At 71.2% G+C, this 26,190-nt stretch carries 26 protein-coding genes; 18 read left to right on the plus strand and 8 right to left on the minus strand.

The window, feature by feature from the left end; genetic code table 11:
* Positions 1 to 418: 418 nt before the first annotated feature.
* The 3 genes from QSK39_RS38420 (at position 419) to QSK39_RS38430 (ending at position 2,058) form a co-directional block, all read left to right on the plus strand.
* Positions 419 to 1,072, plus strand: coding sequence for a ferritin-like fold-containing protein (locus QSK39_RS38420; RefSeq protein WP_284747445.1), 654 nt, complete (start codon positions 419 to 421; stop codon positions 1,070 to 1,072).
* 119 nt (positions 1,073 to 1,191) lie between these two features.
* Positions 1,192 to 1,422 (plus strand): DUF3107 domain-containing protein, encoded by a 231-nt coding sequence (locus QSK39_RS38425; protein ID WP_284747446.1) that lies wholly within the window; start codon positions 1,192 to 1,194, stop codon positions 1,420 to 1,422.
* 168 nt (positions 1,423 to 1,590) lie between these two features.
* Positions 1,591 to 2,058, plus strand: a complete 468-nt coding sequence (locus QSK39_RS38430) for a pyridoxamine 5'-phosphate oxidase family protein (RefSeq protein ID WP_285482713.1) — start codon at positions 1,591 to 1,593, stop codon at positions 2,056 to 2,058.
* A gap of 41 nt (positions 2,059 to 2,099) precedes the next feature.
* Here QSK39_RS38430 and QSK39_RS38435 read toward each other — a convergent pair whose 3' ends face one another.
* Together QSK39_RS38435 and QSK39_RS38440 are read right to left on the minus strand one after the other, a co-directional pair.
* The gene (locus tag QSK39_RS38435; protein ID WP_285482714.1) at positions 2,100 to 2,417 is read right to left on the minus strand and encodes a DUF4873 domain-containing protein; all 318 of its coding nucleotides are present in this window, start codon (positions 2,415 to 2,417) and stop codon (positions 2,100 to 2,102) included.
* Complete coding sequence (locus tag QSK39_RS38440; RefSeq protein WP_285482863.1) at positions 2,414 to 3,187, minus strand: TetR/AcrR family transcriptional regulator; 774 nt, start codon at positions 3,185 to 3,187, stop codon at positions 2,414 to 2,416. The genes QSK39_RS38435 and QSK39_RS38440 overlap by 4 nt, the downstream gene beginning before the upstream one ends.
* A gap of 55 nt (positions 3,188 to 3,242) precedes the next feature.
* Between QSK39_RS38440 and QSK39_RS38445 the strand changes: the two genes are divergently transcribed.
* The gene (locus QSK39_RS38445) at positions 3,243 to 4,151 is read left to right on the plus strand and encodes an AurF N-oxygenase family protein (RefSeq protein WP_285482715.1); all 909 of its coding nucleotides are present in this window, start codon (positions 3,243 to 3,245) and stop codon (positions 4,149 to 4,151) included.
* Positions 4,148 to 5,059: an alpha/beta fold hydrolase gene (locus QSK39_RS38450; protein ID WP_285482716.1), complete on the plus strand. Its 912-nt coding sequence runs from the start codon at positions 4,148 to 4,150 to the stop codon at positions 5,057 to 5,059. Before QSK39_RS38445 ends, QSK39_RS38450 begins: the two co-directional genes overlap by 4 nt.
* Positions 5,060 to 5,102: 43 nt before the next feature.
* On the opposite strand, the gene QSK39_RS38455 is transcribed toward QSK39_RS38450, so the two are convergent.
* Complete coding sequence (locus QSK39_RS38455; protein ID WP_125307066.1) at positions 5,103 to 5,729, minus strand: TetR/AcrR family transcriptional regulator; 627 nt, start codon at positions 5,727 to 5,729, stop codon at positions 5,103 to 5,105.
* Between the two features lie 77 nt (positions 5,730 to 5,806).
* Here QSK39_RS38455 and QSK39_RS38460 point away from each other — a divergent pair, with 77 nt between their 5' ends.
* The 11 genes from QSK39_RS38460 (at position 5,807) to QSK39_RS38510 (ending at position 19,757) form a co-directional block, all read left to right on the plus strand.
* The gene (locus tag QSK39_RS38460; RefSeq protein WP_285482717.1) at positions 5,807 to 6,820 is read left to right on the plus strand and encodes an alpha/beta fold hydrolase; all 1,014 of its coding nucleotides are present in this window, start codon (positions 5,807 to 5,809) and stop codon (positions 6,818 to 6,820) included.
* 175 nt (positions 6,821 to 6,995) lie between these two features.
* On the plus strand, positions 6,996 to 8,147 hold the full coding sequence (locus QSK39_RS38465) for a DUF3152 domain-containing protein (protein ID WP_285482718.1): 1,152 nt from the start codon (positions 6,996 to 6,998) through the stop codon (positions 8,145 to 8,147).
* A gap of 89 nt (positions 8,148 to 8,236) precedes the next feature.
* Complete coding sequence (gene moeZ / locus QSK39_RS38470; protein ID WP_285482719.1) at positions 8,237 to 9,412, plus strand: adenylyltransferase/sulfurtransferase MoeZ; 1,176 nt, start codon at positions 8,237 to 8,239, stop codon at positions 9,410 to 9,412.
* Positions 9,413 to 9,556: 144 nt separating this feature from the next.
* Positions 9,557 to 10,354 (plus strand): TIGR02569 family protein, encoded by a 798-nt coding sequence (locus QSK39_RS38475; RefSeq protein ID WP_285482720.1) that lies wholly within the window; start codon positions 9,557 to 9,559, stop codon positions 10,352 to 10,354.
* 51 nt (positions 10,355 to 10,405) lie between these two features.
* Positions 10,406 to 10,822, plus strand: coding sequence for a hypothetical protein (locus QSK39_RS38480; RefSeq protein ID WP_285482721.1), 417 nt, complete (start codon positions 10,406 to 10,408; stop codon positions 10,820 to 10,822).
* 133 nt (positions 10,823 to 10,955) lie between these two features.
* Positions 10,956 to 13,004, plus strand: coding sequence for a molybdopterin oxidoreductase family protein (locus QSK39_RS38485; RefSeq protein WP_285482722.1), 2,049 nt, complete (start codon positions 10,956 to 10,958; stop codon positions 13,002 to 13,004).
* Entirely contained in the window at positions 13,001 to 14,428 is a 1,428-nt protein-coding gene (locus QSK39_RS38490) for an FAD-dependent oxidoreductase (protein ID WP_285482723.1), read from the plus strand. Before QSK39_RS38485 ends, QSK39_RS38490 begins: the two co-directional genes overlap by 4 nt.
* Positions 14,425 to 15,816 (plus strand): nitrate/nitrite transporter, encoded by a 1,392-nt coding sequence (locus tag QSK39_RS38495; protein ID WP_285482724.1) that lies wholly within the window; start codon positions 14,425 to 14,427, stop codon positions 15,814 to 15,816. The genes QSK39_RS38490 and QSK39_RS38495 overlap by 4 nt, the downstream gene beginning before the upstream one ends.
* A 1-nt stretch (position 15,817) precedes the next feature.
* Entirely contained in the window at positions 15,818 to 18,322 is a 2,505-nt protein-coding gene (gene nirB, locus QSK39_RS38500) for a nitrite reductase large subunit NirB (protein ID WP_285482725.1), read from the plus strand.
* Entirely contained in the window at positions 18,319 to 18,663 is a 345-nt protein-coding gene (gene nirD / locus QSK39_RS38505) for a nitrite reductase small subunit NirD (protein ID WP_285482726.1), read from the plus strand. Before nirB ends, nirD begins: the two co-directional genes overlap by 4 nt.
* On the plus strand, positions 18,660 to 19,757 hold the full coding sequence (locus QSK39_RS38510; RefSeq protein WP_285482727.1) for a uroporphyrinogen-III synthase: 1,098 nt from the start codon (positions 18,660 to 18,662) through the stop codon (positions 19,755 to 19,757). The genes nirD and QSK39_RS38510 overlap by 4 nt, the downstream gene beginning before the upstream one ends.
* A 4-nt stretch (positions 19,758 to 19,761) precedes the next feature.
* Here QSK39_RS38510 and QSK39_RS38515 read toward each other — a convergent pair whose 3' ends face one another.
* From QSK39_RS38515 to QSK39_RS38525, 3 genes are read right to left on the minus strand one after another with little or no spacing between them, the layout of a single operon-like run.
* Entirely contained in the window at positions 19,762 to 20,703 is a 942-nt protein-coding gene (locus tag QSK39_RS38515) for a hypothetical protein (RefSeq protein WP_285482728.1), read from the minus strand.
* A 12-nt stretch (positions 20,704 to 20,715) separates the two neighbouring features.
* Entirely contained in the window at positions 20,716 to 21,816 is a 1,101-nt protein-coding gene (locus tag QSK39_RS38520) for a DNA glycosylase AlkZ-like family protein (RefSeq protein ID WP_285482729.1), read from the minus strand.
* Positions 21,817 to 21,825: 9 nt separating this feature from the next.
* Positions 21,826 to 22,221 carry a DUF3224 domain-containing protein gene (locus QSK39_RS38525; protein ID WP_285482730.1) on the minus strand — a complete coding sequence of 132 codons (396 nt, stop codon included), beginning with the start codon at positions 22,219 to 22,221 and terminating at the stop codon, positions 21,826 to 21,828.
* 62 nt (positions 22,222 to 22,283) lie between these two features.
* On the opposite strand from QSK39_RS38525, the gene QSK39_RS38530 reads away from it, so the two are divergent.
* Both QSK39_RS38530 and QSK39_RS38535 read left to right on the plus strand, forming a co-directional pair.
* On the plus strand, positions 22,284 to 23,252 hold the full coding sequence (locus QSK39_RS38530) for a helix-turn-helix transcriptional regulator (RefSeq protein ID WP_285482731.1): 969 nt from the start codon (positions 22,284 to 22,286) through the stop codon (positions 23,250 to 23,252).
* On the plus strand, positions 23,245 to 24,078 hold the full coding sequence (locus QSK39_RS38535) for a uroporphyrinogen-III synthase (protein ID WP_285482732.1): 834 nt from the start codon (positions 23,245 to 23,247) through the stop codon (positions 24,076 to 24,078). Before QSK39_RS38530 ends, QSK39_RS38535 begins: the two co-directional genes overlap by 8 nt.
* Here the strand turns inward: QSK39_RS38535 and QSK39_RS38540 are convergent.
* Positions 24,041 to 24,847 (minus strand): DUF899 family protein, encoded by an 807-nt coding sequence (locus QSK39_RS38540; protein ID WP_285482733.1) that lies wholly within the window; start codon positions 24,845 to 24,847, stop codon positions 24,041 to 24,043. The two genes, QSK39_RS38535 and QSK39_RS38540, sit on opposite strands and share 38 nt — an antisense overlap.
* Positions 24,847 to 26,178, minus strand: coding sequence for an MFS transporter (locus tag QSK39_RS38545; RefSeq protein WP_285482734.1), 1,332 nt, complete (start codon positions 26,176 to 26,178; stop codon positions 24,847 to 24,849). The genes QSK39_RS38540 and QSK39_RS38545 overlap by 1 nt, the downstream gene beginning before the upstream one ends.
* Between the last annotated feature and the right edge of the window lie 12 nt (positions 26,179 to 26,190).

Consider the following 26,190-nt stretch of genomic DNA (forward strand, 5'->3'; position numbering starts at 1 on the left):
AGCGGGTGGGAGGTGTCGAGCGCGGCCGGGCCGGTCTCGCTGTGTTCCAGCGCGACGGCGGGGGTCTGTTCGGTTGTGGGAATTTCTGCGGTCAGGGTGATCGCCTCTCTCGTGACCAGCGCGCACAGCCGTGTGTCCGCTCGACACTCGACCGGGAGTAAACCCTGGTCCCTGGCGCTGATCTGGAGCGCGGAACCGGTCCGTCCCGGGAATGCCGGAAGAGGCGTGCACGCACATTGCAGTACGTCGGCAAGCCAACGTGACCTGCCTGTTCCCGACGCCGGTATGGCGTACGGAAGCTTCTGTTTCCATCGCAGTGTACCTGGTCAGCAGTTTTTCGACAGTACCCGGCACGCCGGAACCAGTGTGATCGGTCTCGTCCCGACACGCCCGGGTGCTTCGGCGATACCCTGCCCCCGTGACCGAGCCGAAAGAGATCTCAGAAGGCGTAGTCGACCTTCTGGGTGTGATCGCCTACCTCGAACTGTCCGCGTTCGACCGGATGGCCGAAGACGCGCGCAGCGCCCCCACCCTGGCGGGGCGGGCCGCGCTGGCGCAGATGGCGGCCGCGGAGATCGGTCACTACGGCCTGCTCGCCCAGCACCTGGCCGGTCACGACGTCAAGATCGAAGACGCGATGACGCCGTTCGTCGCCCAGGTCGACGCCTGGCACGCGTCGACGCCGCCGAAGTCGTGGCTGGAGTCGCTGGTCAAGGCCTACGTCGGCGACGGACTGGCCGCCGACCTCTACCGCGAGATCGCCAGCTGGCTCGACCCCGAGACCAAGGACCTGGTGCTCACTGTGCTCGCCGACACCGGCCACTCGGCGTTCGCCGAACGCGAAGTCGCGGCCGGCATCGAAGCCGATCCCAAGACCCGTGACAAGCTGGCCCTGTGGGGCCGCCGCCTGCTGGGGGAGGCACTGACCCAGGCCCAGTACGTCGTCGCCGAGCGCGACGGGCTGGCCGAGCTGATCATCGGCGGATCGGGCGACCTCTCCGGAATTGCGGCGCTGTTCCGGCGGTTGCAACAAGGGCACACGAAGCGCATGCAGGCGCTCGGCCTGGGCTGATCCCGATGGAGTACCCGGAAGTGACGACGCGGTCGAGCGCGGACATGCGCCACCGGAACGAGCCCGTTCGGTTAGCCTTGCCGAGCACATCCCTTACGAATTTCCAGCGGAGGTCCCACGTGGAGGTCAAGATCGGCATCAAGGACACGCCGCGCGAGCTGGTGGTGTCCAGTGGCCAGTCTCCCGACGAGGTGGAGAAGCTGGTCGCCGAGGCCCTGACGGCCGGTGACGGGCTCTTCCGCATCAGCGACGAGAAGGGGCGCAAGTACATCGTCCCCTCCGACCGCATCGCGTACGTCGAGATCGCCCCGTCCGACGTCCGCAAGGTCGGGTTCGGCGTCGGCGACTGACTCGCAGCCGTCGCGAAGGCCATCCCGGGTTCTCCCGGGGTGGCCTTCGTGCGTTCGGGTTCACCGGATCGGTCGGTTCTCCTTGGTGTGTCGCGATTCCGCCGCCTAACTTCGGCGAGCGATCCGGTGTCACGGGACCCGGACGGACGACCCCCGGGAGCACCCAGCATGACCACTGTCGAGCCGATGGCGAGCGACGTGGCGGATCTCGTGCGGAACACCCTCTCCGCGCACAAGTCGATGTTCCTCGCGACCTCGGGCAGCGACGGCCCGTGGGTCGGCGGCGTGTACTTCGCCGAGAGCGGACCGTTCACGCTGAACCTCGTCCTCGAGGACCGGGGCCGCACGCTGGCCGCCGTCCGGGAGAACCCGGTCGTCTCGGTGGTGGTGTCGACGGGCTCGCCGATGCAGCCGTTCCTGCAGGCCCAGGCGCTGGCCGAGGTTGTCCCGGCCGACGACGACGCGCTGGTGCGCGACCTGCTGGTGGCGAAGGTGCCCGAGGCGGCGCCGTTCCTGGCCGCGCCGGTCACCGCCGTGCGCCTGAGCGTCCGCAAGTGGCGCGCGACGGACATCCCGAACGGCTGGCTGCCCGGGCGTGAGCTGCCGGGCCCGCTGCCCGGCCCGCGTCACCCCTGATCCGGCCGGGTCGGCCGCCGCGCGGGTCGGCCGACCCGGCTTCAGGCGTTGAGCTCTTCCAGCGTCGTGGGCACGTGGAACGGCGGGGTGCTCGTCCCCATGATCCGGTACCGCCCCCACGGGTCCGGGTCCGACAGCTCGCCGGTCGCCGAATGCGCGCCGGCCTGGATCGACACCGGCTTCTTCTTGCCGCCCGCCAGCTTCGACAGCTCCTCGTTCACCGCGACCCGGCCGTACCAGCGATAATACCCGTCGATCGGCTGGAAGTACCCGCGCAGCTCCACCGTCGTCGTCAGCGAGACGCCGTCGACCACCAGGGTCGCTTCGCCGCTGTAGCCGTCTTCGTCGTGGTCGCTCATGACGTCTCCTCCAGCGAATCGGACTCCGTGCGGCCCAGCTGGACCACCTTGTTGGCTTCCAGGGGCAGGTTCGGGTCGATGACCACGCCGTGCTGGCGGGTCAGCCCGTCGATCGCCGCCCAGATGATCTGCGTCAGGTACTCGACCACCGCGTCGCGGCCCATCGAGCGGCGGTCGAGCCACCACTCGCCGGTGTTCTGGACCATGCCGACGATGCCGTGCGCCCACGGCTCGGCCGCGCCGGAGTCCATGTTGAACATCCGCATGTAGTCGCCGAGCAGCGCGGTCAGCGCCGTCGCGATCAGTTCCTTGTCCTCGGCCACGACGTCCGACGACACCGGCTTCTCCGGGCGCCCGTGCGCCAGCAGCCGGTACAGGTTCGGGTGCTCCTCGATCACCGTGAAGAACGCGTCGAGGGCCATCCGGATCCGCGGGACCGGCGCCAGTTCGGCGTTGATCGCCGGGATCAGGCGCTCGAAGAGGATCTCCGTGCCGCGCTGCCCGAGGGCGACGTAGAGGTCGGCCTTGTCGTCGAAGTGCCGGTACAGCACGGGTTTCGTGACGCCCGCTTCGGCGGCGACGTCCTCCATGCCGAGGTCCGGGCCGTGCGTGTCGAGCGCGCGCAACGCGGCTTCGACGAACTCCTTGCGCCGCGCGATCCGGTGCTTGCGCCAGCGGTCGCGGCGGGCGTCGCCGGTCGCCTCCTCGTCGCGCGACGAGGGCTTGGACTGCTTGCCGGAGCGCTTGACACGTTCGATCACGGGAGGGATGCTACCAGAGGTAACTGTTACCTCAAGTTACATGTTTCGGAAGGGGTGGTCGGCAATGACGCGGACGCTGAAGGAACCGGATCGCGACAAGACCGCGGAGCGGCTGCTCAAGTCGTCGGCGAACAAGTTCTACGACCCCGACGTCGACATCGACTGGACGGCGCCCCTGGTCGAGGGCAAGCGCTTCATCCTCGACGAGCGCTCTTCGCTCTACGGCACCGAACTCTGGGACAAGCTGACCCCCGAGCAGCGCATCGAGCTGGGCAAGCACGAGGTCGCGAGCGTCGCCACCACGGGACTGTGGTTCGAAATCCTCCTGATGCAGATGCTGCTCAAGGAGGTCTACGAGCAGGACCCGACGTCCGCGCACGCGCAGTTCGCCCTCACCGAGATCGCCGACGAATGCCGCCACTCGACGATGTTCGCGCGGATGGCGTCGCGGATCGGCTGCCCCGCCTACGGCCCGGTGCCGTGGCTGCGGAAGCTGGCGAAGCTGATGCCGACGATCTCCTACGGCCCGGCGCGCTACGGCGCGATCCTGGTCGCCGAGGAGGTGCTCGACCGGCTGCAGCGCGAGCAGATGAACGACGACGGCGTCCAGCCGCTGGTCCGGATGGTCAACCGGATCCACGTCCTCGAAGAGGCGCGGCACGTCACCTTCGCCCGCGAAGAGGTCACGCGCGGCATGGCGAAGCTGTCGAAGGCCGAGATCGGCTACCAGCAGTTCATCATCGCGCTCATCTCGTACTTCGTGACGCGGGCGTTCATCAACCCGAACGTCTACAAGGCGGTCGGCATCCGGCCGCGTGACGGCGTCGAAGCGGCGCTGAACAACCCGCACTGGCAGGGGACGATCGCGTGGGCGGGGGAGAAGATCATGCCGTTCCTGGAGGAGTCCGGCCTGGTCGGGCTGCCCGGGAAGTACTTCTGGCGCAAGTCGTTCCTGCTCCCGGCGGGCCGGTGACGACCGCCGCGCGGCTGCGTGACCCGTCGATCGCGCACCGGTTCGTCGCGAGCGACGGCGCCGCGCTGCACATCGCCGAGTCCGGGCCCGCCGACTCCGCCGTGACGCTGGTGCTGGTGCACGGCTGGACGCAGGACCACCGGACGTGGGACTTCGTGCTGCCGCACCTCGACCCCGGCGTGCGGGTCCTGCGCTACGACCTGCGCGGCCACGGCGGCTCGGCGCACGCCCGTCCCGGCTCGGCGACGATCTCGCGGCTGGCCGACGACCTGGCCGAGGTGATCGCCGACCGCGTCCCGGCGGGGCCGCTGGTGCTGGCCGGGCACTCGATGGGCGGCATGACGCTGATGGTGCTCGCCGAACGGCACCCCGCGCTCGTCCGGGAGCGGCTCGCGGGGGCGGCGTTCGTCGCGACGTCGTCGGGGGACATGGACCAGCTGACGCTCGGGTTCCCGGGCCTGGTCGGCCGGGGTGTGACGCGCTTCGAGCCGCGGGTGGCCCGCCTGCTCGCCCGGCTGAAGGCGGACACGCTGCGGCTGCGACCGGGCCTGGTCCGGTCCGGGGCGCGGCGCCTGGTCTTCGGCGACCGGCCGGGGCGGGTGCAGGTGGACAGCGTCGTCGAGCAGCTGCTGAGCGCGCACCCGGCGAGCGCGGGGCTGTTCCTCGATGCGATCGCGGCCCACCGCGGCGTCGGCGGGCTGGGGGCGCTGTGCGACGTCCCGTCGGTGGTGCTGGCGGGGGAGAAGGACCGGCTCTGCCCACTGGCGCACGCGAAGGTGATCGCGGACGAGCTGCCGCACGCGGAGTTCGTGCGCTACCCGGGCGCCGGGCACATGCTGCCGCAGGAGCGCCCGTTCGAGGTCGCCCGGCAGATCACCGCGCTGGTCCGGGTGGCCGCGCGACGGTGACCGAGTTCGTGCCGGCCACCTCGCGAGGTGGCCGGCACGCCTCTCAGGAGTCCTTGAGCGGGAAGCCGCCACCGATGCCGCGCCACGCCAGGTTGGCCGTCAGCGCCACCGCTTCCTCGCGGCTCATCGACTGGTGGTGCTGCAGCCAGAACCGGGCGCTGACCTGGCTCATCCCGACCAGGCCCACCGCCAGCAGCCGCGCCTTGTCCTCGTCGAGGCCGGCGTCCGCCGTGATCGTCTCCGTGATGGCGTCCACGCTCGCCGACGTCGCGCGGTCGACCGCTTCCTGGACCGCCGGCTCGCCGCGCAGGTCGGACTCGAACACCATCCGGAACGCGCCCGCGTCGTTGCTGACGAAGTCGAAGAACGCGCCGACCGTCGCCGGGACGCGCTGGCGGTTCTCCGTGGTCGAGTCCAGCGCCGTCTGCACGCGCTTCACCAGCTCGTCGACGTGGCTCTCCAGCAGCGCGATGTACAGGTCGAGCTTGCCGGGGAAGTGCTGGTACAGCACCGGCTTGCTGACACCGGCCACTTCGGCGATCTCGTCCATGGCGGCGGCGTGGTAGCCGTTCTCGGCGAAGACCCGCTGCGCCGCGGCGAGGAGCTGGGCCCGGCGCTCAGTCCGGGGCAGGCGCACCCCACGTTGCTGCAGCCGTGTCATCTCCGTCATGCCCATCCTCCCGTCTTCACACCTTCGACGGGCGGGGTCGCCACCGCGTGAAGTCGTCCTGAAGATTACTCGCCGGTATGTATGCCTTGCCAAGTGTCGGGCATCCTGGATCCGTGAACACCGCCGCGACCACGCGGGCGCCGCTGACCCACGTGCCCCTTTCGACCAGGGAATTGCCGTCCCTGGAGCCGATACTCCCGCCTTGGCCGGCGACTTTCGAAGAAGTCGGCACGGCCCGCCTCCACGTCCGCCGCACGCCGGGCCCGGACGGCGTGCCCGCGGTCTACGTGCACGGCCTCGGCGGCTCGTCGACGAACTGGACCGACTTGGCCGCGCTGCTCGCGCCGGTCGCCGGCGGCACCGCGCCCGACCTGCCCGGCTTCGGCTACTCGGAGCCCGAGCAGGGCTTCGACTTCAGCCTCCAGGCGCACGCGGAGGTCGTCGCCCGGCACATCGAGGACGTCGGCGCGCCGGTGCACCTGCTCGGCAACTCGATGGGCGGGGCGATCGCGCTGATGATCGCCGAACGCCGTCCCGAGCTGGTCAAGACGCTGACGCTGATCTCGCCCGCGATGCCGGACCGCCGCCCGGACCCGCGGCGGCTGTCGGACCCGCGGATGGCGCTGGCGTACCTGCCGCTGGTCGGCGCGCGGGTGCGGGCGCAGCTGGCCGCCCTCGGCCCGCGTGAACGCGCCGCGCAGGTGATCAAGCTGTGCTTCGCCGACCCGTCGCGGTTCCCGGACAGCAGGCTGGACGAGCTGGCCGAGGAGCACGGCGCCCGCGCCGGGTTCACCTGGGCCGCGCCCGCCATGGCACGCAGCACGTTCGCGATCTTCCGGGCGTGGTCGTCGCTCGGGAAGTCCTCGCTCTGGTCGTCGGCGCCGAAGGTGCAGGCACCGACGCTCGTGGTGTGGGGTCGCGAGGACCGGGTCATCTCCGTGCGGCGCGCGCTGCGGACGGCCCGGGTGATCCCGAAGGCCCGGCTGCTCGTCCTGCCGCGGACGGGGCACGTGGCGCAGATGGAGCGCCCGATCGTCGTGGCGAAGGCCGTGCTGGGCATGTGGGAGCACGTCGAAGCGGGCACCTGGTAGCCCGATCGGGGGAGTACGAATCGGCGGGTGGTCAGCCGGTGAGGCTTATTCAGCCGTCGGCCGCCGCATGACTTCCGTGGTGACCAGTGGGTTTTCGCGGAGGGCTGCGGCGGCCTAACCAGAATAAGCCTCAGTCGCCGATAACGGTTCGGTGGCGCTGTGGCACCCTGGTGCGGTGGACCGGGTGAAGCACGACGCGCGAGGCGAAGATCGGCGGGCTCCCCACCGTGCCTCGGCCCGCCGCACCCCGGAGCCCGGAGACGCCCCGCGGACCGGCCAGTACCGCCCGGCCCGGCAGCCGGCCGCCCAGCGCGTCGGCGAGGACCGCTACCGCCCCGGCAGCCGGCGGACCAGCGCCGAGCCGCTGAGCGCCTCCTGGAAGCCGCACGCCGAGACCCCGCGCGAGAAGCCGGAGCCCCCGAAGGCCGGCGGTCTCGCGAAGTTCACCAAGACCTACGGCTGGCGCGTCTACGCCCTGCCGATCCTCGTCGTGCTGACCGTGCTCGTCGTCGTCAACACCGCGAACAGCCCGGCCGAGCCGATCGCCGAGCAGGGCGCTCCCGCCGGCGTCGAGTCGGCGGGCGGCGACGCGGCGGGCGGCGCGATCGACGGCAACGGCGAGCAGACCATCCCGGAGAACCCGGCGACGCCGGTCGACCTCAAGGTGCCGACCGCCGAGCTGCCCGACGGCGGCCCGTTCACGCAGGCGGGCGCCGGCAAGTGGCACGTCGTGCCGGGCAGCGGCCCGAAGATCGGCACCGGGAAGCTGTACACGTACACCATCGAGGTCGAGGACGGCATCGACCCGGCGAGCTACGCCGGTGACGACGCCTTCGCCTCGGCGGTACAGGGCACGCTGTCCGACCCGAAGAAGGGCTGGACCTGGGACGGCAAGATCGCGTTCCAGCGGGTGGACGCGAACTTCCCGAACCCGACGTTCAAGGTGAGCCTCACCACGCCGGAGACCACCCACCGGCCGGACGCCTGCGGGTTCCAGATCAAGTTCGAGGCGTCCTGCTACCGCAAGAGCCTCGGGCGCGTGCTGATCAACCTGGCCCGCTGGGTGCGCGGCGCGAAGGCGTACGGCCCCGACATGACCGGGTACCGCCAGTACGCCATCAACCACGAGGTCGGGCACGCACTGGGCAACCAGCACGTCGGCTGCGGCGGCAACGACCAGCCGGCGCCGGTGATGATGCAGCAGTCCTTCGGCGTCAACGACGACTACGTGTCGATGCTCAACGACATCCCCGGCGGCGACAAGGGCAAGGTGGCCAAGGACGGCCGGATCTGCAAGACCAACTCCTGGCCGAACCCCACGCCGTAGCTCCCAGCATGTGGACCCGGGAAGGTCTGTTTGCCGGCGCGCGTTGTGCATAGTGGGATGGACGCGATCCGCGCGAGATGGAGGACCCGATGTCAGCACTGCCGCCGCTCGTCGAGCCGGCTGCCGAGCTCACCAAGGACGAGGTGGCCCGGTACAGCCGTCACCTGATCATCCCGGACGTCGGGGTGACCGGGCAGAAGCGGCTCAAGAACGCGAAGGTCCTGGTCATCGGCGCCGGCGGCCTCGGCAGCCCCGCGCTGCTCTACCTGGCCGCGGCCGGCGTCGGCACGCTCGGCATCGTCGACTTCGACGTCGTGGACGAGTCGAACCTGCAGCGCCAGGTCATCCACGGCCAGTCCGACGTCGGCAAGCTCAAGGCCGCGTCCGCGCAGGAGTCGATCGCCGAGATCAACCCGCTGGTCAAGGTGCACCTGCACACCGAGCGCCTCGACTCGTCGAACGCGCTGGAGATCTTCGAGCAGTACGACCTGATCGTCGACGGCACCGACAACTTCGCCACGCGCTACCTGGTGAACGACGCCGCGGTGCTGCTGGGCAAGCCGTACGTCTGGGGCTCGATCTTCCGCTTCGAGGGCCAGGTCAGCGTCTTCTGGGAGGACGCGCCGAACGGCAAGGGCCTCAACTACCGCGACCTCTACCCGGAGCCGCCGCCCCCGGGCATGGTCCCGTCGTGCGCCGAGGGTGGCGTGCTGGGCGTGCTCTGCGCGTCCATCGGCTCGATCATGGTGACCGAGGCGATCAAGCTCATCACCGGCATCGGCGAGCCGCTGCTCGGCCGCCTGATCAGCTACGACGCGCTGGACATGAAGTACCGCGAGGTCAAGATCCGCAAGGACCCGGAGACCCCGAAGATCACCGAGCTGATCGACTACGAGGCGTTCTGCGGCGTGGTGTCGGACGAGGCCGCGCAGGCCGCGTCGGGCAGCACGATCACCCCGGCCGAGCTGAAGGCCAAGTTCGACAACGGCGACAACTTCGCCCTGATCGACGTCCGCGAGCCGCACGAGTACGAGATCGTCAACATCAAGGGCGCGACGCTCATCCCGAAGGACCGCATCCTCTCGGGCGAGGCGCTGGCGGAGCTGCCGCAGGACAAGCCGATCGTCCTGCACTGCAAGTCGGGTGCGCGGTCCGCGGAGGCGCTCGCCGCGCTGCACGCGGCCGGCTTCAAGGACGCGACGCACCTCGGCGGCGGCGTGCTGGCGTGGGCCAAGCAGATCGACCCGAGCCTGCCGACCTACTGACAGTGGTTCCCCGTGAAGGCCGCCTCCAGCTTCGGAGGCGGCCTTCACGGCGTTTCGCCCGAGTCGTGCCGCAGGTTCTAAAACACTGCGTGACCAGCGCGTCTTCTCGATCGTGGACCACCCGGCCGGGTACCGTCACCAGTTGTGCGGACAACTCTCGAACGTCCTCCGGCGCACGTCTGCGCGGCCTTCGGCGGGCTTGACGACGCCGGCGAACCGCTGCCGGACTCGACGGCGTGGCGCTGCGGCGACTTCGTGTTCAAGCCGGTCACCGACAAGGCCGAGACGCTGTGGACCGCCCGCGCGCTCGACTACGTGCACGAACCGGGCCTGCGGGTCGCGAAGCCGGTCCGCTCCAGCGATGGCCGCTGGATCGTCGGCGGCTGGACGGCGTCCCGGTTCGTCCCCGGCACACCGGAGCACCGCGGCGACGCGGCGGTGCTGGCGGCGGTCAAGCTGCACCGCGCGACCATCGGCCTGCCGCGCCCGGACTTCATCGCCGGCCGCCGCGACGTCGACGCGGTTGCCGACCGGATCGCGTGGGAAGAGCTCGAGGTCCCCCTGGAGGAGACGAAGGGCGGCCGCTGGTTCGAGGTCCTCGCCGGTGCCCGCCGCCCGATCAAGCTGCCGCTGCAGGTGGCCCACGGCGAGCTCCTGGCGGGCCTGCTGTTCGACGGCGACGCGGCACCGGGCGTCGTCGACTTCGTCCCGTACTACCGCCCGGGCGAGTACGGCGCGGCGATCGTCGCGGTGGACGCCCTGGCCTGGGGCGACGCGACCCGCGACCTGCTCGAGCGCTGGGCGCACCTGCCGGAGTGGCCCCAGCTGCTGCTGCGCGCGGTGCTGTTCCGCCTGGCGGCGAACGCGCTGAACCCGAGGTCGACCCAGGCTTCACTGGACGGCCTGCGAGCGGCGGCGCGCGAGGTGTCCGGGGTCTTGTGACCGGTGCGCCGCTCCGGGATGATCGCCGGGTGACCACTTACCGAAAGGGCCATGCCGCGTAGGCGCCCCGGAAGCCTGCGCCGCACCCGCCGACTCGACGTCGCGGGGCCGCCGCCGGCCAAGATTCCCCACCTCTCCCGCCGCGCTCAGCGGCAGCTCGCCTTCGCCGAAGTCGATGCCGGCCTGTGGCCCGGTGCCGTCTCCGAACCGCTCCGAGCCTGGCTGCACGAGACGCGCCGCTTGTCGAGGCCGTCGTGGCCGCACTGTTCGTGCCACGGCTGCGATCCGGTCGGCGCCCGCGCCGATCTCGCCGGCCTGCTGGACCGACTGCCGCGCCGAGACCGGGCGCTGCTCGGTCCCGTGCTGGCGCGCGCCGACCGCCGGTACGCCGACCGGACCCTGCCCGACCCGCGCGACCCGTCGCCGTGGTGGTTCGAGCGGCGGCTGCGGGACCAGAACGGGTGGTGACCCCGGTCACGCACCTCACCGCTCGGGGCCTGTGACTCCCGCTGCAATGTCAACTGCCTGAAACATTCGGTCGAATCCGGTTAACACGGCCTCCTTAGCGTCAGGGCGATCCTGAACCGCCGAGGAGGTGCCCGTGCCGCAGGTCGACACCCACTGCCCGTACTGCGCTCTGCAGTGCGGGATGCGCCTCGACGGTGTCACCGTCACCCCGCGGGACTTCCCCGTGAACGCCGGCGGCCTGTGCCAGAAGGGCTGGACCGCCGGCTCACTGCTGACCTCGCCGCGGCGGCTGACCACCCCGATGATCCGGGTGGACGGCGGGCTGGAGCCCGTCAGCTGGGACTTCGCCCTCGACTTCGTCGCGGGGAAACTCGCCGGGCTGAAAGCGCAGCACGGCCCCGACGCCGTCGCGGTCTTCGGCGGCGGCGGGCTGACCAACGAGAAGGCCTACCTGCTCGGCAAGTTCGCCCGGGTCGCGCTCGGCACCTCGCAGATCGACTACAACGGCCGCTTCTGCATGTCCTCGGCCGCCGCGGCCGGGATCAAGGCGTTCGGCGCGGACCGCGGGATGCCGTTCCCCGTCACGGATCTCAAGAACGCCGATGTCGTGCTGCTCGCCGGGGCGAACCCGGCCGAGACCATGCCGCCGTTCACCCAGCACCTGCGCGGCGCCGACCTGATCGTCGTCGACCCGCGGCGCACCCCGACCGCGGAGCTCGCGAGTCTCCACCTCACTCCCGCGCCGGGCACGGATCTCGCGCTGGCGCTCGGGATCCTGCACGCCGTCGTCGAAGGCGGCCACCTCGACCAGTCCTATGTAGACAATCGGACCGGCGGCTTCGAAGCGGCCTGGCGGATCGCCGCGAGCTGGTGGCCGGAACGCGCCGAACGCGTAACCGGCGTCTCGGCCGCCGACATGCGCCTCGCCGCCGCGAAGCTGGCCGGTGCCCGCAACGCCTACATCCTCACCGCGCGCGGCACCGAGCAGCACGCCACCGGCACCGCGAACGTCGGCGGCTGGATCAACCTCGCACTGTCACTGGGGTTGCCGGGCCGGAACGGTTCCGGTTACGGCTGCCTCACCGGCCAGGGCAACGGCCAGGGCGGCCGCGAGCACGGCCAGAAGGCCGACCAGCTCCCCGGTTACCGCAAGCTCGACGACCCGGCCGCACGCGAGTACGTCGCCGGGGTCTGGGGTGTCGACCCGGACAGCCTGCCCGGGCCCGGGCGCTCGGCCAGCGAGCTCCTCGAAGCGCTCGGCACCGACGAGGGGCCGAAAGCGCTGATGGTGTTCGGCAGCAACGTCGTCGTCTCGGCGCCGCGCTCGCAGCGTGTCCAAGATCGGCTGTCGTCCTTGGACTTCCTGGTCGTCGCGGACTTCGTGCTGTCGGAGACCGCCGCGCTCGCCGACGTCGTCCTGCCGGTCACCCAGTGGGCCGAGGAGGACGGCACGCTCACCAACCTCGAAGGCCGGGTCCTGCTGCGGCGCAAGGCCATCGACCCGCCGGTCGGCGTCCGGTCCGATCTGGACGTCCTCAACGGACTCGCGAAGCGCCTGGGGCAGCCGGAAGAACGGTTCCCCGTCGACGCCGAGACGGTGTTCGAGGAGCTGCGGATCGCGTCCAAGGGCGGCATCGCCGACTACTCCGGCGTCAGCTACGACCGGCTGCGTGCCGGCGAAGCCCTGCACTGGCCGGTCCCGGCCGACGACCACCCCGGCACGCCGCGGATGTTCCTCGACGCCTTCGCCCACCCGGACGGCCGTGCGCGGTTCGTGCCGGTCGAGCACACCGGCCCGGCCGAGCTGCCGGACGACGAGTTCCCGTTGCAGGCCACCACCGGCCGGGTGCTGCAGCACTACCAGTCCGGCGCGCAGACACGGCTCATCGGCGAGCTGAACGACGTCGTGCCCGAGGCGTTCGTCGAGGTCCACCCGGACACGGCCAAGCGTGCCGGGCTCGAAGAAGGTGACTCCGCGCGGATCCGGTCGCGGCGCGGCGAGACCGTCGCGAAGGTGCGGTTCGTCCAGTCGCTGAGGCCCGACCTCGTGTTCGTGCCGTTCCACTTCCCCGGTGAGCAGCGGGCGAACCTGTTCACCAACCCGGTGCTCGACCCGGTCAGCCGGATGCCTGAGTTCAAGGTGTGTGCCGTGTCCCTGTCTACTGTGGATGGTGCCGCATGAGCCCCCGTGAAGTCGTGATCGTCGGGTACGGCATGGCCGGTGCCCGGCTGGCCGACGAGATCCGCCGGCGCGACCCGATCGCCGAACGGGTCCGCCTGACCGTGCTCGGCGCCGAGAAGCACGCCGCCTACAACCGGGTACTGCTGTCGGCTGTCGTCGCTGGTGGGATGAGTGCCGAGAGCGTCCGCCTGCACGACGACGAATGGGCGTCGCGGCACAACATCGACCTGCGGCTCGGTGTCGACGTCACCCGTATCGACCGCGAGAAGCGCTGCGTCGAACTCGATGACGGCGCATGCGTGGACTACGACGCACTCGTGCTGGCCACCGGCGCCAACCCGTGGATCCCGCCCGTCGAAGGCCTCGAAGCCGGGCCGGGGGTGGTCGCCTTCCGCAGCCTCGACGACTGCGCCAAGATCCTCGACGCCGCCCGGTTCGGCGCGCCGGTGGCCGTGCTCGGCGGGGGCCTGCTCGGCCTCGAAGCCGCCCGCGGCCTCGCCGGGCGGGGCAACCAGGTGACCGTCGTGCACCCGCTCGGGCACGTCATGGAACGCCAGCTCGACGCGGCCGCCGGGCACGTGCTGGCCCGGCAGCTCACCGAGATGGGCGTGACGTTCCGGTTCGGCGCCACCGCCGCCCGCTACCTGCCCGGCGACGGCCTCAAGCTCGACGACGGCACGCTCGTCCCGGCCGACCTCGTCGTGGTCGCCGCCGGTGTCCGCGCCGAGACGAGCCTGGCCGTGGCCGCCGGCCTGGACGTCGACGGCGCCATCGTGGTGGACGACGTCCTGCGCACCAGTGACGGCCGCATCCACGCTCTCGGCGACTGCGCCCGCCACCCGGGTGCACCCGCCGGGTTGATCCAGCCGGCGTGGGACCAGGCGTCGGTTCTCGCCGACGTCCTGACCGGCACGAACGCGGCCGCCCGCTACCGCGGCACCACGGCCGTCACCCGGCTCAAGGCACGCGGCATCGACCTCGCCGCGCTCGGCGAAACGCAGCTCGACGCCGGAACCCCGGACGCCGAGGTGCTGACCTTCAACGACCCCACCGGCGGGCGCTACGGCAAGCTCGTCGTCCGCGAAAACCGCGTCACCGGGGCGATCCTGCTCGGCCTGCCCGACGCGGCCGCGACCATCACCCAGTTCCACGACCGCGGCACCCCGCTGCCCGACGACCGCCTCGCGGTCCTGCTGGGCCGCGCGCTGCCCACCGGCAGTGCCCCCGCCGCCAGCCCCGCCGACCTGCCCGCGACCGCGGTGATCTGCCGCTGCAACAACGTCACCAAGGGCCGGCTGGTCGAGGCCTGGAAGGCCGGGGCCACCGACACTCCCGCACTGGCGCGGGCCACGCGAGCGACGACGGGCTGCGGCGGGTGTTCCGACACCGTCGGCGGCATCGCCGGCTGGCTCGCGGCGCAATGACCGACCCGACCCGTCGCAAGGAGAACTTCGTGACACACCAAGGAAAGCACTGGATCGAGCACTGGGAACCGGAGAACGAGCAGTTCTGGGAGGCGACCGGCAAGAAGGTCGCGCGCCGCAACCTCTGGTTCTCCGTGTTCGCCGAGCACATCGGCTTCTCCGTCTGGACCCTGTGGTCGGTCATCGTCCTGTTCATGGGCAAGGACTACGGCTTCGACGCCGCCGACAAGTTCCTGCTCGTCTCGACGCCGACGCTGATCGGCGGCCTGATGCGGCTGCCCTACACCTTCGCCGTGGCGAAGTTCGGCGGTCGCAACTGGACGGTCGTGTCCGCCGTGCTGCTGCTGATCCCGACGATCCTGGCCGCGGTGGTACTGCACCCCGGCACGTCACTCGGCACGTTCCTGCTGGTCGCGGCGCTCGGCGGGGTCGGCGGCGGCAACTTCGCGTCGTCGATGACGAACATCAACACCTTCTACCCGGAGAAGCACAAGGGCTGGGCGCTCGGCCTCAACGCCGGCGGCGGCAACCTCGGCGTCGCGGCGATCCAGCTGGTCGGGCTGCTGGTGATCGGCACGGTGGGCGCCACCGCGCCGCGGATCGTGCTCTACGTCTACATCCCGCTGATCGTGGTCGCGGCGCTCTGCGCGTACTTCTACATGGACAACCTCGCCACCGTGAAGGGCGACACCAAGGCGATGCGCGAGGTCGTCAAGGACCCGCACACCTGGGTGATGTCGTTCCTCTACGTCGGCACGTTCGGCTCGTTCATCGGCTACAGCTTCGCGTTCGGCCTGGTCCTGCAGAACCAGTTCGGCCGCACGCCGCTGCAGGCGGCCGCGGTGACGTTCCTCGGCCCGCTGCTCGGCTCGCTCTCGCGGCCGGCGGGCGGCTGGCTGGCCGACCGGATCGGCGGCGGCAAGATCACCTTCTTCACCTTCGTCGGGATGGCGCTGGCGACGGTGGTGCTGATCCTCGCGTCGACGTCCAAGTCGCTGGCGCTGTTCACGGTCGCGTTCATCGTGCTGTTCGTGCTCGCCGGCGTCGGCAACGGCTCGACGTACAAGATGATCCCGGCGATCTTCCGGGCGAAGGCTCGCACGGCGATCGCGAACGGTGCCGAAGAGGCGGCCGAGCTGCTCAAGGCGCGGCGGCTGTCCGGAGCGCTGATCGGCCTGGCCGGCGCGATCGGCGCCGAGGGCGGCCTGTTCATCAACCTCGCGTTCCGGCAGTCGTTCGCCGACGCGAAGAGCGGGGTGCCCGCCTTCATCGGGTTCCTGGTCTTCTACGGGCTGTGCTTCGCCGTCACCTGGGCGGTCTACCTGCGCAAGCCCGCCGAACAGCCCACGAGTGAGCGCGGTCTGGCGCTCGCGGGAGCGGAGGTCTGAGATGCCCACCCTGGTCGTCGCCGGACACGGCATGGTCGCCCACCGGCTCGTGGAGGCGGTGCGCGCGGAAGATCCACAAGGGACTTGGCACGTCGTCGTGCTGGCCGAGGAGCCGCGTCCGGCGTACGACCGGGTGGCGCTGACGTCCTATGTGGACACCTGGGACCCGGCGTCGCTCGCCCTGCCGGGCGCGGACTACGCGGACGACCCGCACGTCGACCTGCGGCTCGGCGAGCTGGTGACGTCGGTGGACCGCGCGGCCAAGACGGTCACCACGGCTTCCGGAACCGTTTCTTACGACGCGCTGGTCCTGGCCACCGGCTCGCGGCCGTTCGTGCCGCCGGTACCCGGGCACGACCTGCCCGGCTGCTTCGTCTACCGGACCATCGAGGACCTCGACGCGATCCGCGCGGCGGCCGTCGACAAGCCGGGACGCGGGCGGCGCTCGGCCGTCGTCATCGGCGGTGGCCTGCTCGGCCTGGAGGCCGCGAAGGCGTTGCGGGACATGGGACTCTCCCCGCACGTCGTCGAGATGGCGCCGCGGCTGATGCCGCTGCAGGTCGACGAGGGTGGCGGGTCGCTGCTGCGTCGGCTCATCACTTCGCTGGACGTGACCGTCCACACGGGAACGTCCACCGACGCCATCGAGGCCGACGGCTCCCGGTTGGTGGCCCGTCTCGGCAACGGCACGGAGCTGGACGTCGACCTCGTCGTGTTCTCCGCCGGCGTCCGGCCACGCGACGACCTCGCCCGCCAGTCCGGTTTGGACGTCGGCCCGCGTGGCGGCGTGCTCACCGATGCGTCCTGCCGCACCAGTGATCCTTCGGTGTACGCGATCGGTGAATGCGCGGCGGTCGATGGTCGCGTGTACGGCATCGTGGCGCCCGGCTACGCGATGGCCGAGATCGTCGCCGCGCAGCTCACCGGCGGGTCCGGGGAGTTCCCGGAGCCGGACACGTCCACGAAGCTGAAGCTGATGGGCGTCGACGTCGCTTCCTTCGGCGATGCGCACGCGGCCACTGAAGGTGCGCTGGAAGTCGCGGTCAACGACGCGGTCGCCGGCACGTACAAGAAGCTCGTGGTCACCGACGACGGCAAGACGCTGCTCGGCGGCGTGCTCGTCGGCGACGCGACCGAGTACAACACCCTGCGCGCGCTGGTCGGCCGTCCGCTGCCGGCCGAGCCGGGCGCGATCCTCGCCCCGGCCGGTGGCGGTGCCGCGGTCGGCGTCGACGCACTGCCGGACGCGGCGCAGATCTGCTCGTGCAACGCCGTTTCGAAGGGCGCGATCACCCGGGCGATCCACGAAGACGGCTGCGACTCGGTGCCGAAGCTCAAGGCGTGCACGCGTGCCGGTACCGCGTGCGGCTCGTGCGTCCCGCTGCTCGGCAAGCTGCTGACGGCGTGCGGCGTCGAGCAGTCCAAGGCGGTGTGCGAGCACTTCCCGCAGTCGCGCGCGGAGCTGTTCGAGATCGTCCAGGCCACGCGCATCACGACGTTCAGCGAGCTGATCGGCCGCTACGGCTCGGGCAGCGGCTGCGCGGTCTGCAAGCCGGCGGTGGCGTCCATCCTGGCCACCCTCGGCAACGGGCACGTGCTCGCCGGCGAGCAGATGACGTTGCAGGACACCAACGACCGGTACCTGGCGAACCTGCAGCGCAACGGCACGTACTCGGTCGTCCCGCGGATCCCCGGCGGCGAGATCACGCCGGAGAAGCTGATCGTGATCGGCCAGGTGGCCCAGGACTTCGGGCTGTACACCAAGATCACCGGCGGCCAGCGGATCGACCTGTTCGGGGCCACCGTGGACCAGCTGCCGCTGATCTGGCGGCGGCTCGTGGACGCCGGGTTCGAGTCCGGGCACGCGTACGGCAAGGCACTGCGCACGGTCAAGTCGTGCGTCGGGTCGACGTGGTGCCGCTACGGCGTGCAGGACAGCGTCGGGCTGGCGATCGAGCTGGAGCTGCGCTACCGCGGGTTGCGGTCGCCGCACAAGCTCAAGTCGGCCGTGTCGGGGTGCGCGCGGGAATGCGCGGAGGCGCGCGGCAAGGACTTCGGCATCATCGCCACGGAGAACGGCTGGAACCTGTACGTCGGCGGCAACGGCGGCACGACGCCCCGGCACGCCGAGCTGCTGGTGTCCGATGTGGACAGCCACACGCTGATTCGCACGATCGACCGGTTCCTGATGTTCTACGTGCGCACCGCGGACCGGCTGCAGCGGACGGCACCGTGGATCGAGGAGCTGGACGGCGGACTCGACCACCTGCGCGCGGTGATCGTCGACGACTCGCTCGGCATCTGCGAGGACCTCGACGCGGCGATGGCCAAGCACGTCGACAACTACGCCGACGAGTGGAAGGGCGTCCTGGAGGACCCGGAGAAGCTGGCCCGGTTCACCTCCTTCGTCAACGCGCCGGGCACGCCCGACCCGGCGATCTCGTTCCGCTCGGAGCGGGAGCAGAAGGTCCCGGTCATGCTGGGTGTCCCGGAGGTGCGCCGATGACGACGTCCATCGAGAAGACCTGGACAGCGGTCTGCTCCGCCGGGGCGGTGCCGGAATACGCGGGGGTCGCCGCGCTGCTCGACGGCGGCGTGCAGGTGGCGATCTTCCGGCTGCCGGGCGACCGGTGGTACGCACTGTCCAACTGGGACCCGTGCAGTGGCGCGGCGGTGCTCTCGCGCGGCATCGTCGGGGACGCGGGCGGGGTCCCGGTCGTCGCCTCGCCCGTCTACAAGGAACGGTTCGCGCTCGACAGTGGACGGTGCCTGGACGCCGAGGGTGTGACGGTTCCGGTGTACGAGGTGCGCGTGCGAGAGGGCGTGGTCGAAGTGGAGGGCCCGTGATCCTGCCGCTGACCGGGTTCGTGGTCGGCATCACCGCGGCGCGCCGGGCGGACGAGCTCGGCGCGCTACTGGTGCGCAAAGGGGCGAGCGTCCGCTACGGCCCGGCGATCCGGATCGTGCCGCTGACCGACGACACGGAGCTGCGCGCGGCGACGGCGGCGCTGCTGGAGTCGCATGTGGACGCGGTGGTGGCGACGACCGGCATCGGCTTCCGCGGCTGGCTCGAGGCGGCCGAGGGCTGGGGCCTTGGCGACGCGCTGCTGTCGCGCCTTTCGTCGTCTTCACTGCTGGCGCGCGGCCCGAAGGTGACGGGCGCGATCCGGGCAGCGGGGCTTTCGGAGTCGTATTCACCGGCGTCGGAGAGCAACGCGGAGTTGTTGCAGCACTTGCTTTCCTCGGACGTTTCGGGCCTGCGGATCGCGGTCCAGCTGCACGGCGAGCCGCTGCCGTACTTCGTGGACGCCCTGCGCGCGGCCGGGGCGGAGGTCATCGAGATTTCGGTGTACCGCTGGGTCGGCCCGGTGGATCCCGGCCCGGTGGACCGGCTGCTCGACGGGGTGCTGGAGGGGTCGATCCACGCGCTGCCGTTCACGAGCGCGCCGGCGGTGGCGTCGCTGGTGGCGCTGGCCCGCCGGACCGGGCGGCTGCCGGGGTTGATCTCGGCGTTGTCGGGTCCGTGCGTCGCGGCGTGCGTCGGGCCGATCACGGCGGGTCCGCTGGCGGCGCTGGGCGTGCCGACGGTGCAGCCGCACCGCGCCCGGATCGGGGCGCTGGCCCGCACGGTGTCGGAGACGCTGCTGGCGCGCTCGCCGAGGTTTTCAGCGGGCGGGCTGTCGATCGAGCTGCGCGGCCAGTCGGCGGTGGTGGACGGCGAGTGGCGTGAGGTGGCCCCGGCGCCGATGGCGTTGCTGCGGGCGTTGGCGGCTTCGCCGGGCCGGGTGGTGTCCCGGCGCGAGCTGATCTCGGCGTTGCCGAGTGGCGGGGAGGAGCACGCGGTGGAGACGGCGATCGGCCGGCTGCGGACTTCCCTGGGCGGCGGAAAGGTCGTCCAGACGGTGGTGAAGCGCGGTTACCGGCTGGCGGTGGACGCCTGAGCGTTCAGCGGCTCAGCGCCACGACGAGCGACAATAGGGAAACAGTCAAGGCGGACATCGGGACGGCGAAGTCCTTGACTACTTCCCACCTGGTGCGCGTCCGCATCGGGTCGAGGAAGAGCGCGTCTCGTTCTTCGTCCGTCTCAGACGGCTCACGACCAGGCAGTGAATCGACGTACAGAGCCCTGACGCGGGGTATCAGATCCTCGCGGCCCAGGGCGACCACGCTGGCTACGTCGATCACGAACCGGCCGAGGTCACGTTGCTCCCGCAGGTTGGCAGGGGAAGGCAGTCCGAAATCGTCCCGGAGTTCGACGTCCAGCAACGAGCGCGTCAAACGCAGGACACGCGTGGAGGCGGCTGGTGGCGACACCCACGTCCAGCGGCTGCGCTGAAGTGTCGCGAACAGCGCGCGTGCGGTCATGCCGAGATTTCGGTAGGCCAAGGAGATGTCGATGAATCGCAGTTTCGTGGTCTTGGCGTTCCAGAGGAGAGCCCGGCCGGTGATCCCGCTTGCTCTGAAGTACCGGGGCCGAGCCCCGGAGATCGGCCACCAGAAAGCGACGTAGGTCAGAACGAGCAAGCTCGCGACGAGGAAGACGATGATCACCACCACGGCGGTCGAGAGCGTGAATCCGCCTGTGGCCAGCAGGAACACCGAGAAGATTCCTGCTGTCGAGAGCACGACGATCGCTGAAGTGAAAAGAGCCTCCATGGAGATCCAGAATCGCCGCATTCCGCGATATCGCTGCAGCATGAACCGCTGCTGCTCGTCGTGCCAGGGTTCATCCAGGTTCTCGAACAGTATCCTGAGCAAGTTCACGTCGAAGGTCGGATACGCGGGCATGAACGGCCTCGGAGCGGGGTGCTCGATACGAGGTTCCAGGTCGATCGCGGTCGGATCATCGTCGACGGTTTCAGCCGCCTTGTGGTGACTTCGTGCCATGGGCGCATTCGATCACGACTCCGTCCAGGTGACCGCGTGCTTCCCGAACCCCCGCGCCGCTGCCACCCGCGCCGCTTCCGTCTCGGCCTCCTTGCGGATCCCCGGCCTCAGCGGGGCGAACGCCGTCACCGTGAACGTCAGCTTCGCGCCGCTGCCCTTCGTGCGCCACGTGCCCGCGATGTCGCCGTCCGCCACCAGGACCCCGGGGTTGCCCAGCATCTTCCAGACTTCCTTGCGCCGCGCCGCGTCCGGGACCAGCAGCGCCTTGTCCCGCGCCTGGATGAACGGGTCCCACGGCGGCAGCAACCGCACGACGTCCGGCTCGGGCGGGTTCTCCAACGCCGACAGCCGGTCCGCGGGCAGGTACCGCTTCTTGCCCTCGACGTCCACCGGAACGAGGTCGTCCGGCCACGTCTTGTCCACGACGGCCCGGGCCGTTCCGACGAACTCCGCCGCTTCGCCCGGCGAGGCCGGCCCGTTGAGCCGCAGGTACGACTCGACCACCGACGTCGCCGCCTCGACGTCCGGGGTGCGCCGCATCCGGCCGCGGCCCTCGAGGGGCGCCAGCGTCGCCGGGGTCGCGCCGGCGACCAGGCGGACGCCCGCGTGCGGGGCCGCGATGCGCATCAGCTGCTCCTGGATGTGCGTGGCGTTGCAGCCGCGGCACCAGCGGGAGAACTCCGGCGGCAGCTTCTTCGTCACCGCCGTGCTGACCGCGCCCTTGGTCATCTCCTTCGTGACGACCTCGCGGAGCGCCTTCGCCGCCGTGAACACCACCTCGGCCGCCGCGAGCCCGGTCGCGGCCAGGTCCTTGCGCTGCCACAGCATCCGGGCCAGCGCGTCCGCGTCGTCCAACGGCACCAGCGCGCGCGTCACCTCGGCGAGGTCGAGGTGGTAGTGCGGGGCACCGCGCAACGTCCACGCGAGCACGAGCCGCGGGTCGTCCGCCGGCGACACGGGCTCGTCGAGCCGGGCCACGAGGGCGAGCAGCGCGGTGTCGCGCATGCTGTCCTGCAGCCCGGCCCGGACGACGGCGAGGTCGGCGACGTCCTTCGCCGACCGGTGCAGCCCGTGCTCGGCGATGCGGTAGGCGAGTACCTGGCGACGGTCCACGTGCGACTCCTAGAGCGTGTACTCGAAGGTGTACCCCATCTTCTCCTCACCCATCGCGCCACCGACGGTGCCGCTCCCGGTGAGTCCCGCCAGCTCGCCGGTACCCGAGCCCGGCACGACGCTGAACGTCGACGCGATGCCCTGGGCGTCGAACGTGAACTCGTGCTTCACGATGAACGTCCCTTCGCGACCGTCGACCTTGCCCGCGAAGCGCTCGAAGCTCGGCGACGTCGTCTTACCGCTGTCGTAGCCTTCGCCCGCGTAGTACAGCAGGAGATCGCAGATCGATTCACCCTCGATGACGCCGTCGTAGGCCATCGAGGCGTGCGCGTAGGCGACCCGCGGACCCCCTTCGGTGCCGCTGACGATGTTCTCTTCCCAGTTCTTCATGGTGAATGCGTTCATGCGGACCACTCTGCCGGGCATACCTGTCAGCTTGTGTCAGGTATTTCTGCGAGTATGGGGAGATGCGCGCCAGCCGCCTCCTGTCCGTCCTCCTCCTGCTGCAGAACCGCGGCCGGATGACGGCCGAAGAGCTGGCCGAGGAGCTCGAGGTCTCGGTACGGACGGTCTACCGGGACATCGACGCGCTGTCGGCGTCCGGCGTCCCGGTGTACGCCGACCGCGGCCGGACCGGCGGGTATCGCCTGGTCGACGGCTACCGCACCCGCCTCACCGGGATGACCGAGGAGGAGGCGCAGTCGCTGTCGCTGGCCGGGCTGCCGGTGGCCGCGGCCGAGCTGGGCCTCGGCACCGTCCTCGCCGCCGCCCAGCTCAAGCTGTACGCGGCGTTGCCGCAGGAGCTGCGCGACCGCGCCGGGCGTGTCGCCGAGCGGTTCTACCTGGATGTTCCCGGCTGGCACCGGGGCATCGAAAGCCTGCCGGTGCTGTCGGCGGTCGCCGACGCCGTGTGGTCGTCGCACCGGATCCGGATCCGCTACGAGCGCTGGGGCCAGCGCGTCGTCGAACGCGACGTCGAGCCGCTGGGCCTGATCCTCAAGGCCGGCAACTGGTACCTCGCCGGCCGCTGCGAGGGCACCGATCGCACCTACCGGATTTCGCGCGTGCAGGAGCTGACGGACCTCGGTGAGGAGTTCGAGCGGCCCGCCGGGTTCGACCTCGCGACGTACTGGCAGGAGTGGTCCGAGCAGTTCGAACGCCGGATGTTCCCGCGCGTCGCCGTGGTGCGGCTGTCGCCGCGGGCGCAGGCTCTCGTACCGTTCTACGCAGGTTCCGTCGGCGCCCGCGCGATGCGGGAGTGCCGGAACGAGCCCGACGCGGACGGCTGGCTCACCGTGGAGCTGCCGGTGGAGCCGGGCGAACCGGCCATCGGCGAGCTGCTGCGGTTCGGGCCGCACCTGGAGGTCCTCGAGCCCGCGGATCTGCGGGCGGAGCTGGCCGAAGCGATCGAGCGGATGGGTGCGATCTATGGGTGAGCTGAGCGGGGTCGCCGTCGGCGTCACGGCCGAACGCCGGGCCGAGGAGTTCATCGGCGCCCTCGAACGCCACGGCGCCGACGTCCGGCACGCGCCCACGATCACCATCGTGCCCCTCGACGCCGATCCCGAGCTGCGCGCGGGCACCGAGGCGGTGCTGGCGGAGCCGGTCGGGTTCACCGTGGTCACGACGGGGGCGGGCTTCCGCGGGTGGCTCGCCGCGGCCGAGGACTGGGGCCTGCGCGACCGGCTCGTCACGGCGCTGGGGGAGTCCCGGATCCACGCACGCGGCCCGAAGGCCGTGGGCGCGGTTCGCGGCGCCGGGCTGCGCGAGTCGTTTTCCGCCGCTTCGGAGTCCAACGCCGAACTCTTCGACTCCGTGGCGCGGGCCGGGATCGACGGCGTGCGGGTGGCGGTCCAGCTGCACGGCACTCCATTGCCGGAGCACACGTCGCCGCTGGTCGCGGCCGGGGCGGAGCTGGTCGAGGTCCAGCCGTACCGCTGGTACTCCCCGCCGGACGTGACGCCGGTGCACGACCTGATCGACGCGGCCGTGGCCGGCGAGCTGGGTGCGCTGGCGTTCACGAGCGCCCCGGCCGCGACGAACTTCCTGACCCTGGCCCGCGACTACGGCCGGTACGACGAGCTGCTGACGACGTTGCGCGGCCCGCTGGTGTGCGCGTGCGTCGGCCCGGTGACGGCGGCACCGCTGGAGGAAGCCGGGGTGACGACCCTCCAGCCGGACCGCCAGCGTCTCGGCGCCCTGGTGAAACTGCTGGTCACGACGCTCAGTGGCACCGGTGGGGCGGCGCGGAGCCGGTCGTAGGGCCGAGGTCGTCGTCGCGGCCGTCGGCGAGGCGCGGCCACTGCGCGATGGGCCGGCCACCCGGCCACTCCGCGAGCGGCGGCCACTCGGGCCCGCCCGCCTCGGTCCGGACGTTCGTGCACGCCTGCGGTGTGCCGCCCGGTGAGTCCTCCCAGGACTCCTGGCGGCCGAACGCCGTCAGGTCCATCAGCGCGTAGCTGTAGTCCATCGCTTCCACGCCACGGCGTTTCGTCCAGTACGTCTCGAAGACGCGGTCGCCGTCGCGCAGGTAGCAGACCAGGTGGAACAGGCCGATCTCGCGCCCGACCAGGAGCGTGTCCAAGGACGGCTGCGCCGAGTACCAGGGCATCCGCCAGTCCATGAACGCCCGGTAGCGCAGGCTTTCCGCGTACGACGTCCGCGCGTCGGCCGGCTCGACGGAGACGTTGCGGCCCTGCGAGAACACCGCGTACGTGATGTCCCGCGAGTGCAGGTTGGCGAGCTCGGCGACCTGGTTGGCGTAGAACGTGCAGCCTTCGCACTGTTCGGCCGCGGGACGGCCGGGGTTCCACATGAAGTAGTACGCGATGAGCTGACGGCGGCCTTCGAACGCGTCGAGCAGGGTGACCGGCCCGTCCGGGCCGAGCAGCTCGAGCGTCGCGTCCACCTCGACCACCGGCAGGCGGCGCCGGGCCGCGGCGATCGCGTCGCCTTCGCGGGTGTGGGCCTTTTCCCTGGTGCGCAAGCGATCCAGCTCGGTTTGGAAGGTGAGTCGGTCGACGATGTCCATCACTGCTCCTTCAGCTTGACGGTGATCAGGACGGCGCTCGCGAGCGTCACGGCCACGGCGACACCGAGCGCGAGGGGAGTGCCACCGAGCACGGCGACCGCGCCCAGGACCGGGATGCCGACGGTGATCCCGACCTGCTGGGTCATCGACGTCAGCCCGGTGGCCAGGCCTTGTTCTTCGTCGGGCAGCCCGGACGTCGCCGTCACGGTGAACGCCACGATCGCGGACACGTGCCCGAAGAACCCGGCGAACAGGGCCGGGACCAGGATCAGCAGCGCCGTGCGGTCCGGGCCGAGGAACGCCAGGGGCAGCGTGGCCAGCCCCTGCACGACGAGCCCGGCGGCCAGGAGGACCCGGCTGCCGAAGCGGCCGATGGCCCGCCCGGCGAGCACGCCCGCGGCCACCGAGGCCAGGCCCGGCACCCCGAAGACGAGACCGGTGACCAGCGGCGACAGGCCCAGGACCCGCTGCAGGTAGAGCGTGGTCAGGTAGATCACCGCGGGCTCCACGGCGAACAGGACCAGGCCGCCGAAGTTGCCCCACTTCACCGTGCGGCGGCCCAGGATCCGCGGCGGGACCAGCGGCGCGGGCGAGCGCCGCTCGACCACCGCGAACGCGACCAGCAGCACGACCGCGACGGCCGCGGCCACGAGGCTCGACGCGATGACCGCGTAGACGAGCGCCAGCAGGCCACCGCTGACCGCCACCGCGCCCGGCAGGTCCGGCCGCGTCCGGTCGGGCCGCGTCGACTCCGCCACGACTCGCGAAGCGAGCAAGATCGCGACGGCCACCGGGACGTTGACGAAGAACGCCGCCCGCCAGCTCAGCAGGTCGACGAGCGTGCCGCCGGCCAGGGCGCCGACCGTGAAACCGCCCGACAGCAGCGCGCCGTTGAGGCCGAGGACGCGGTCGCGCCCGGCACCTTCGGCGAAGGTCGTGGTCAGCAGCGACAGTGCCGCGGGCAGCGTCATCGCGGTGGCGAAGCCCTGCAGCGCGCGGGCCGTCAGCAGCAGCTCGGGGTTCGTGGCGACGCCGCCCAGCAGCGACGCCGCGGCCAGCAGGGCCATGCCGGTCCGGAACACCCGCCGGCGGCCGGCCAGGTCCGCGAGGCGGCCGCACACCAGCGTGAAGCCGGCGGCCGGCAGCACGAACGCCGTGCTGACCCACGGCAGCTCGCCGACGTCGAGCCCGACACCGGTGCCGACCTGCGGCAACGCGACGTTCAGGATCGAGAAGTCGATCGACAGGAGGAATCCGGCGCCGAGCAGCACGGCCAGGGCGGCACGCTGCCTCGGCGTGAAACGGGCAGGGGGTAGCGCAACGAGAGTCATGGGGTCCTCCGG

This window comes from Amycolatopsis sp. NBRC 101858 (genome assembly GCF_030269325.1).
Lineage (GTDB): Bacteria > Actinomycetota > Actinomycetes > Mycobacteriales > Pseudonocardiaceae > Amycolatopsis > Amycolatopsis ponsaeliensis.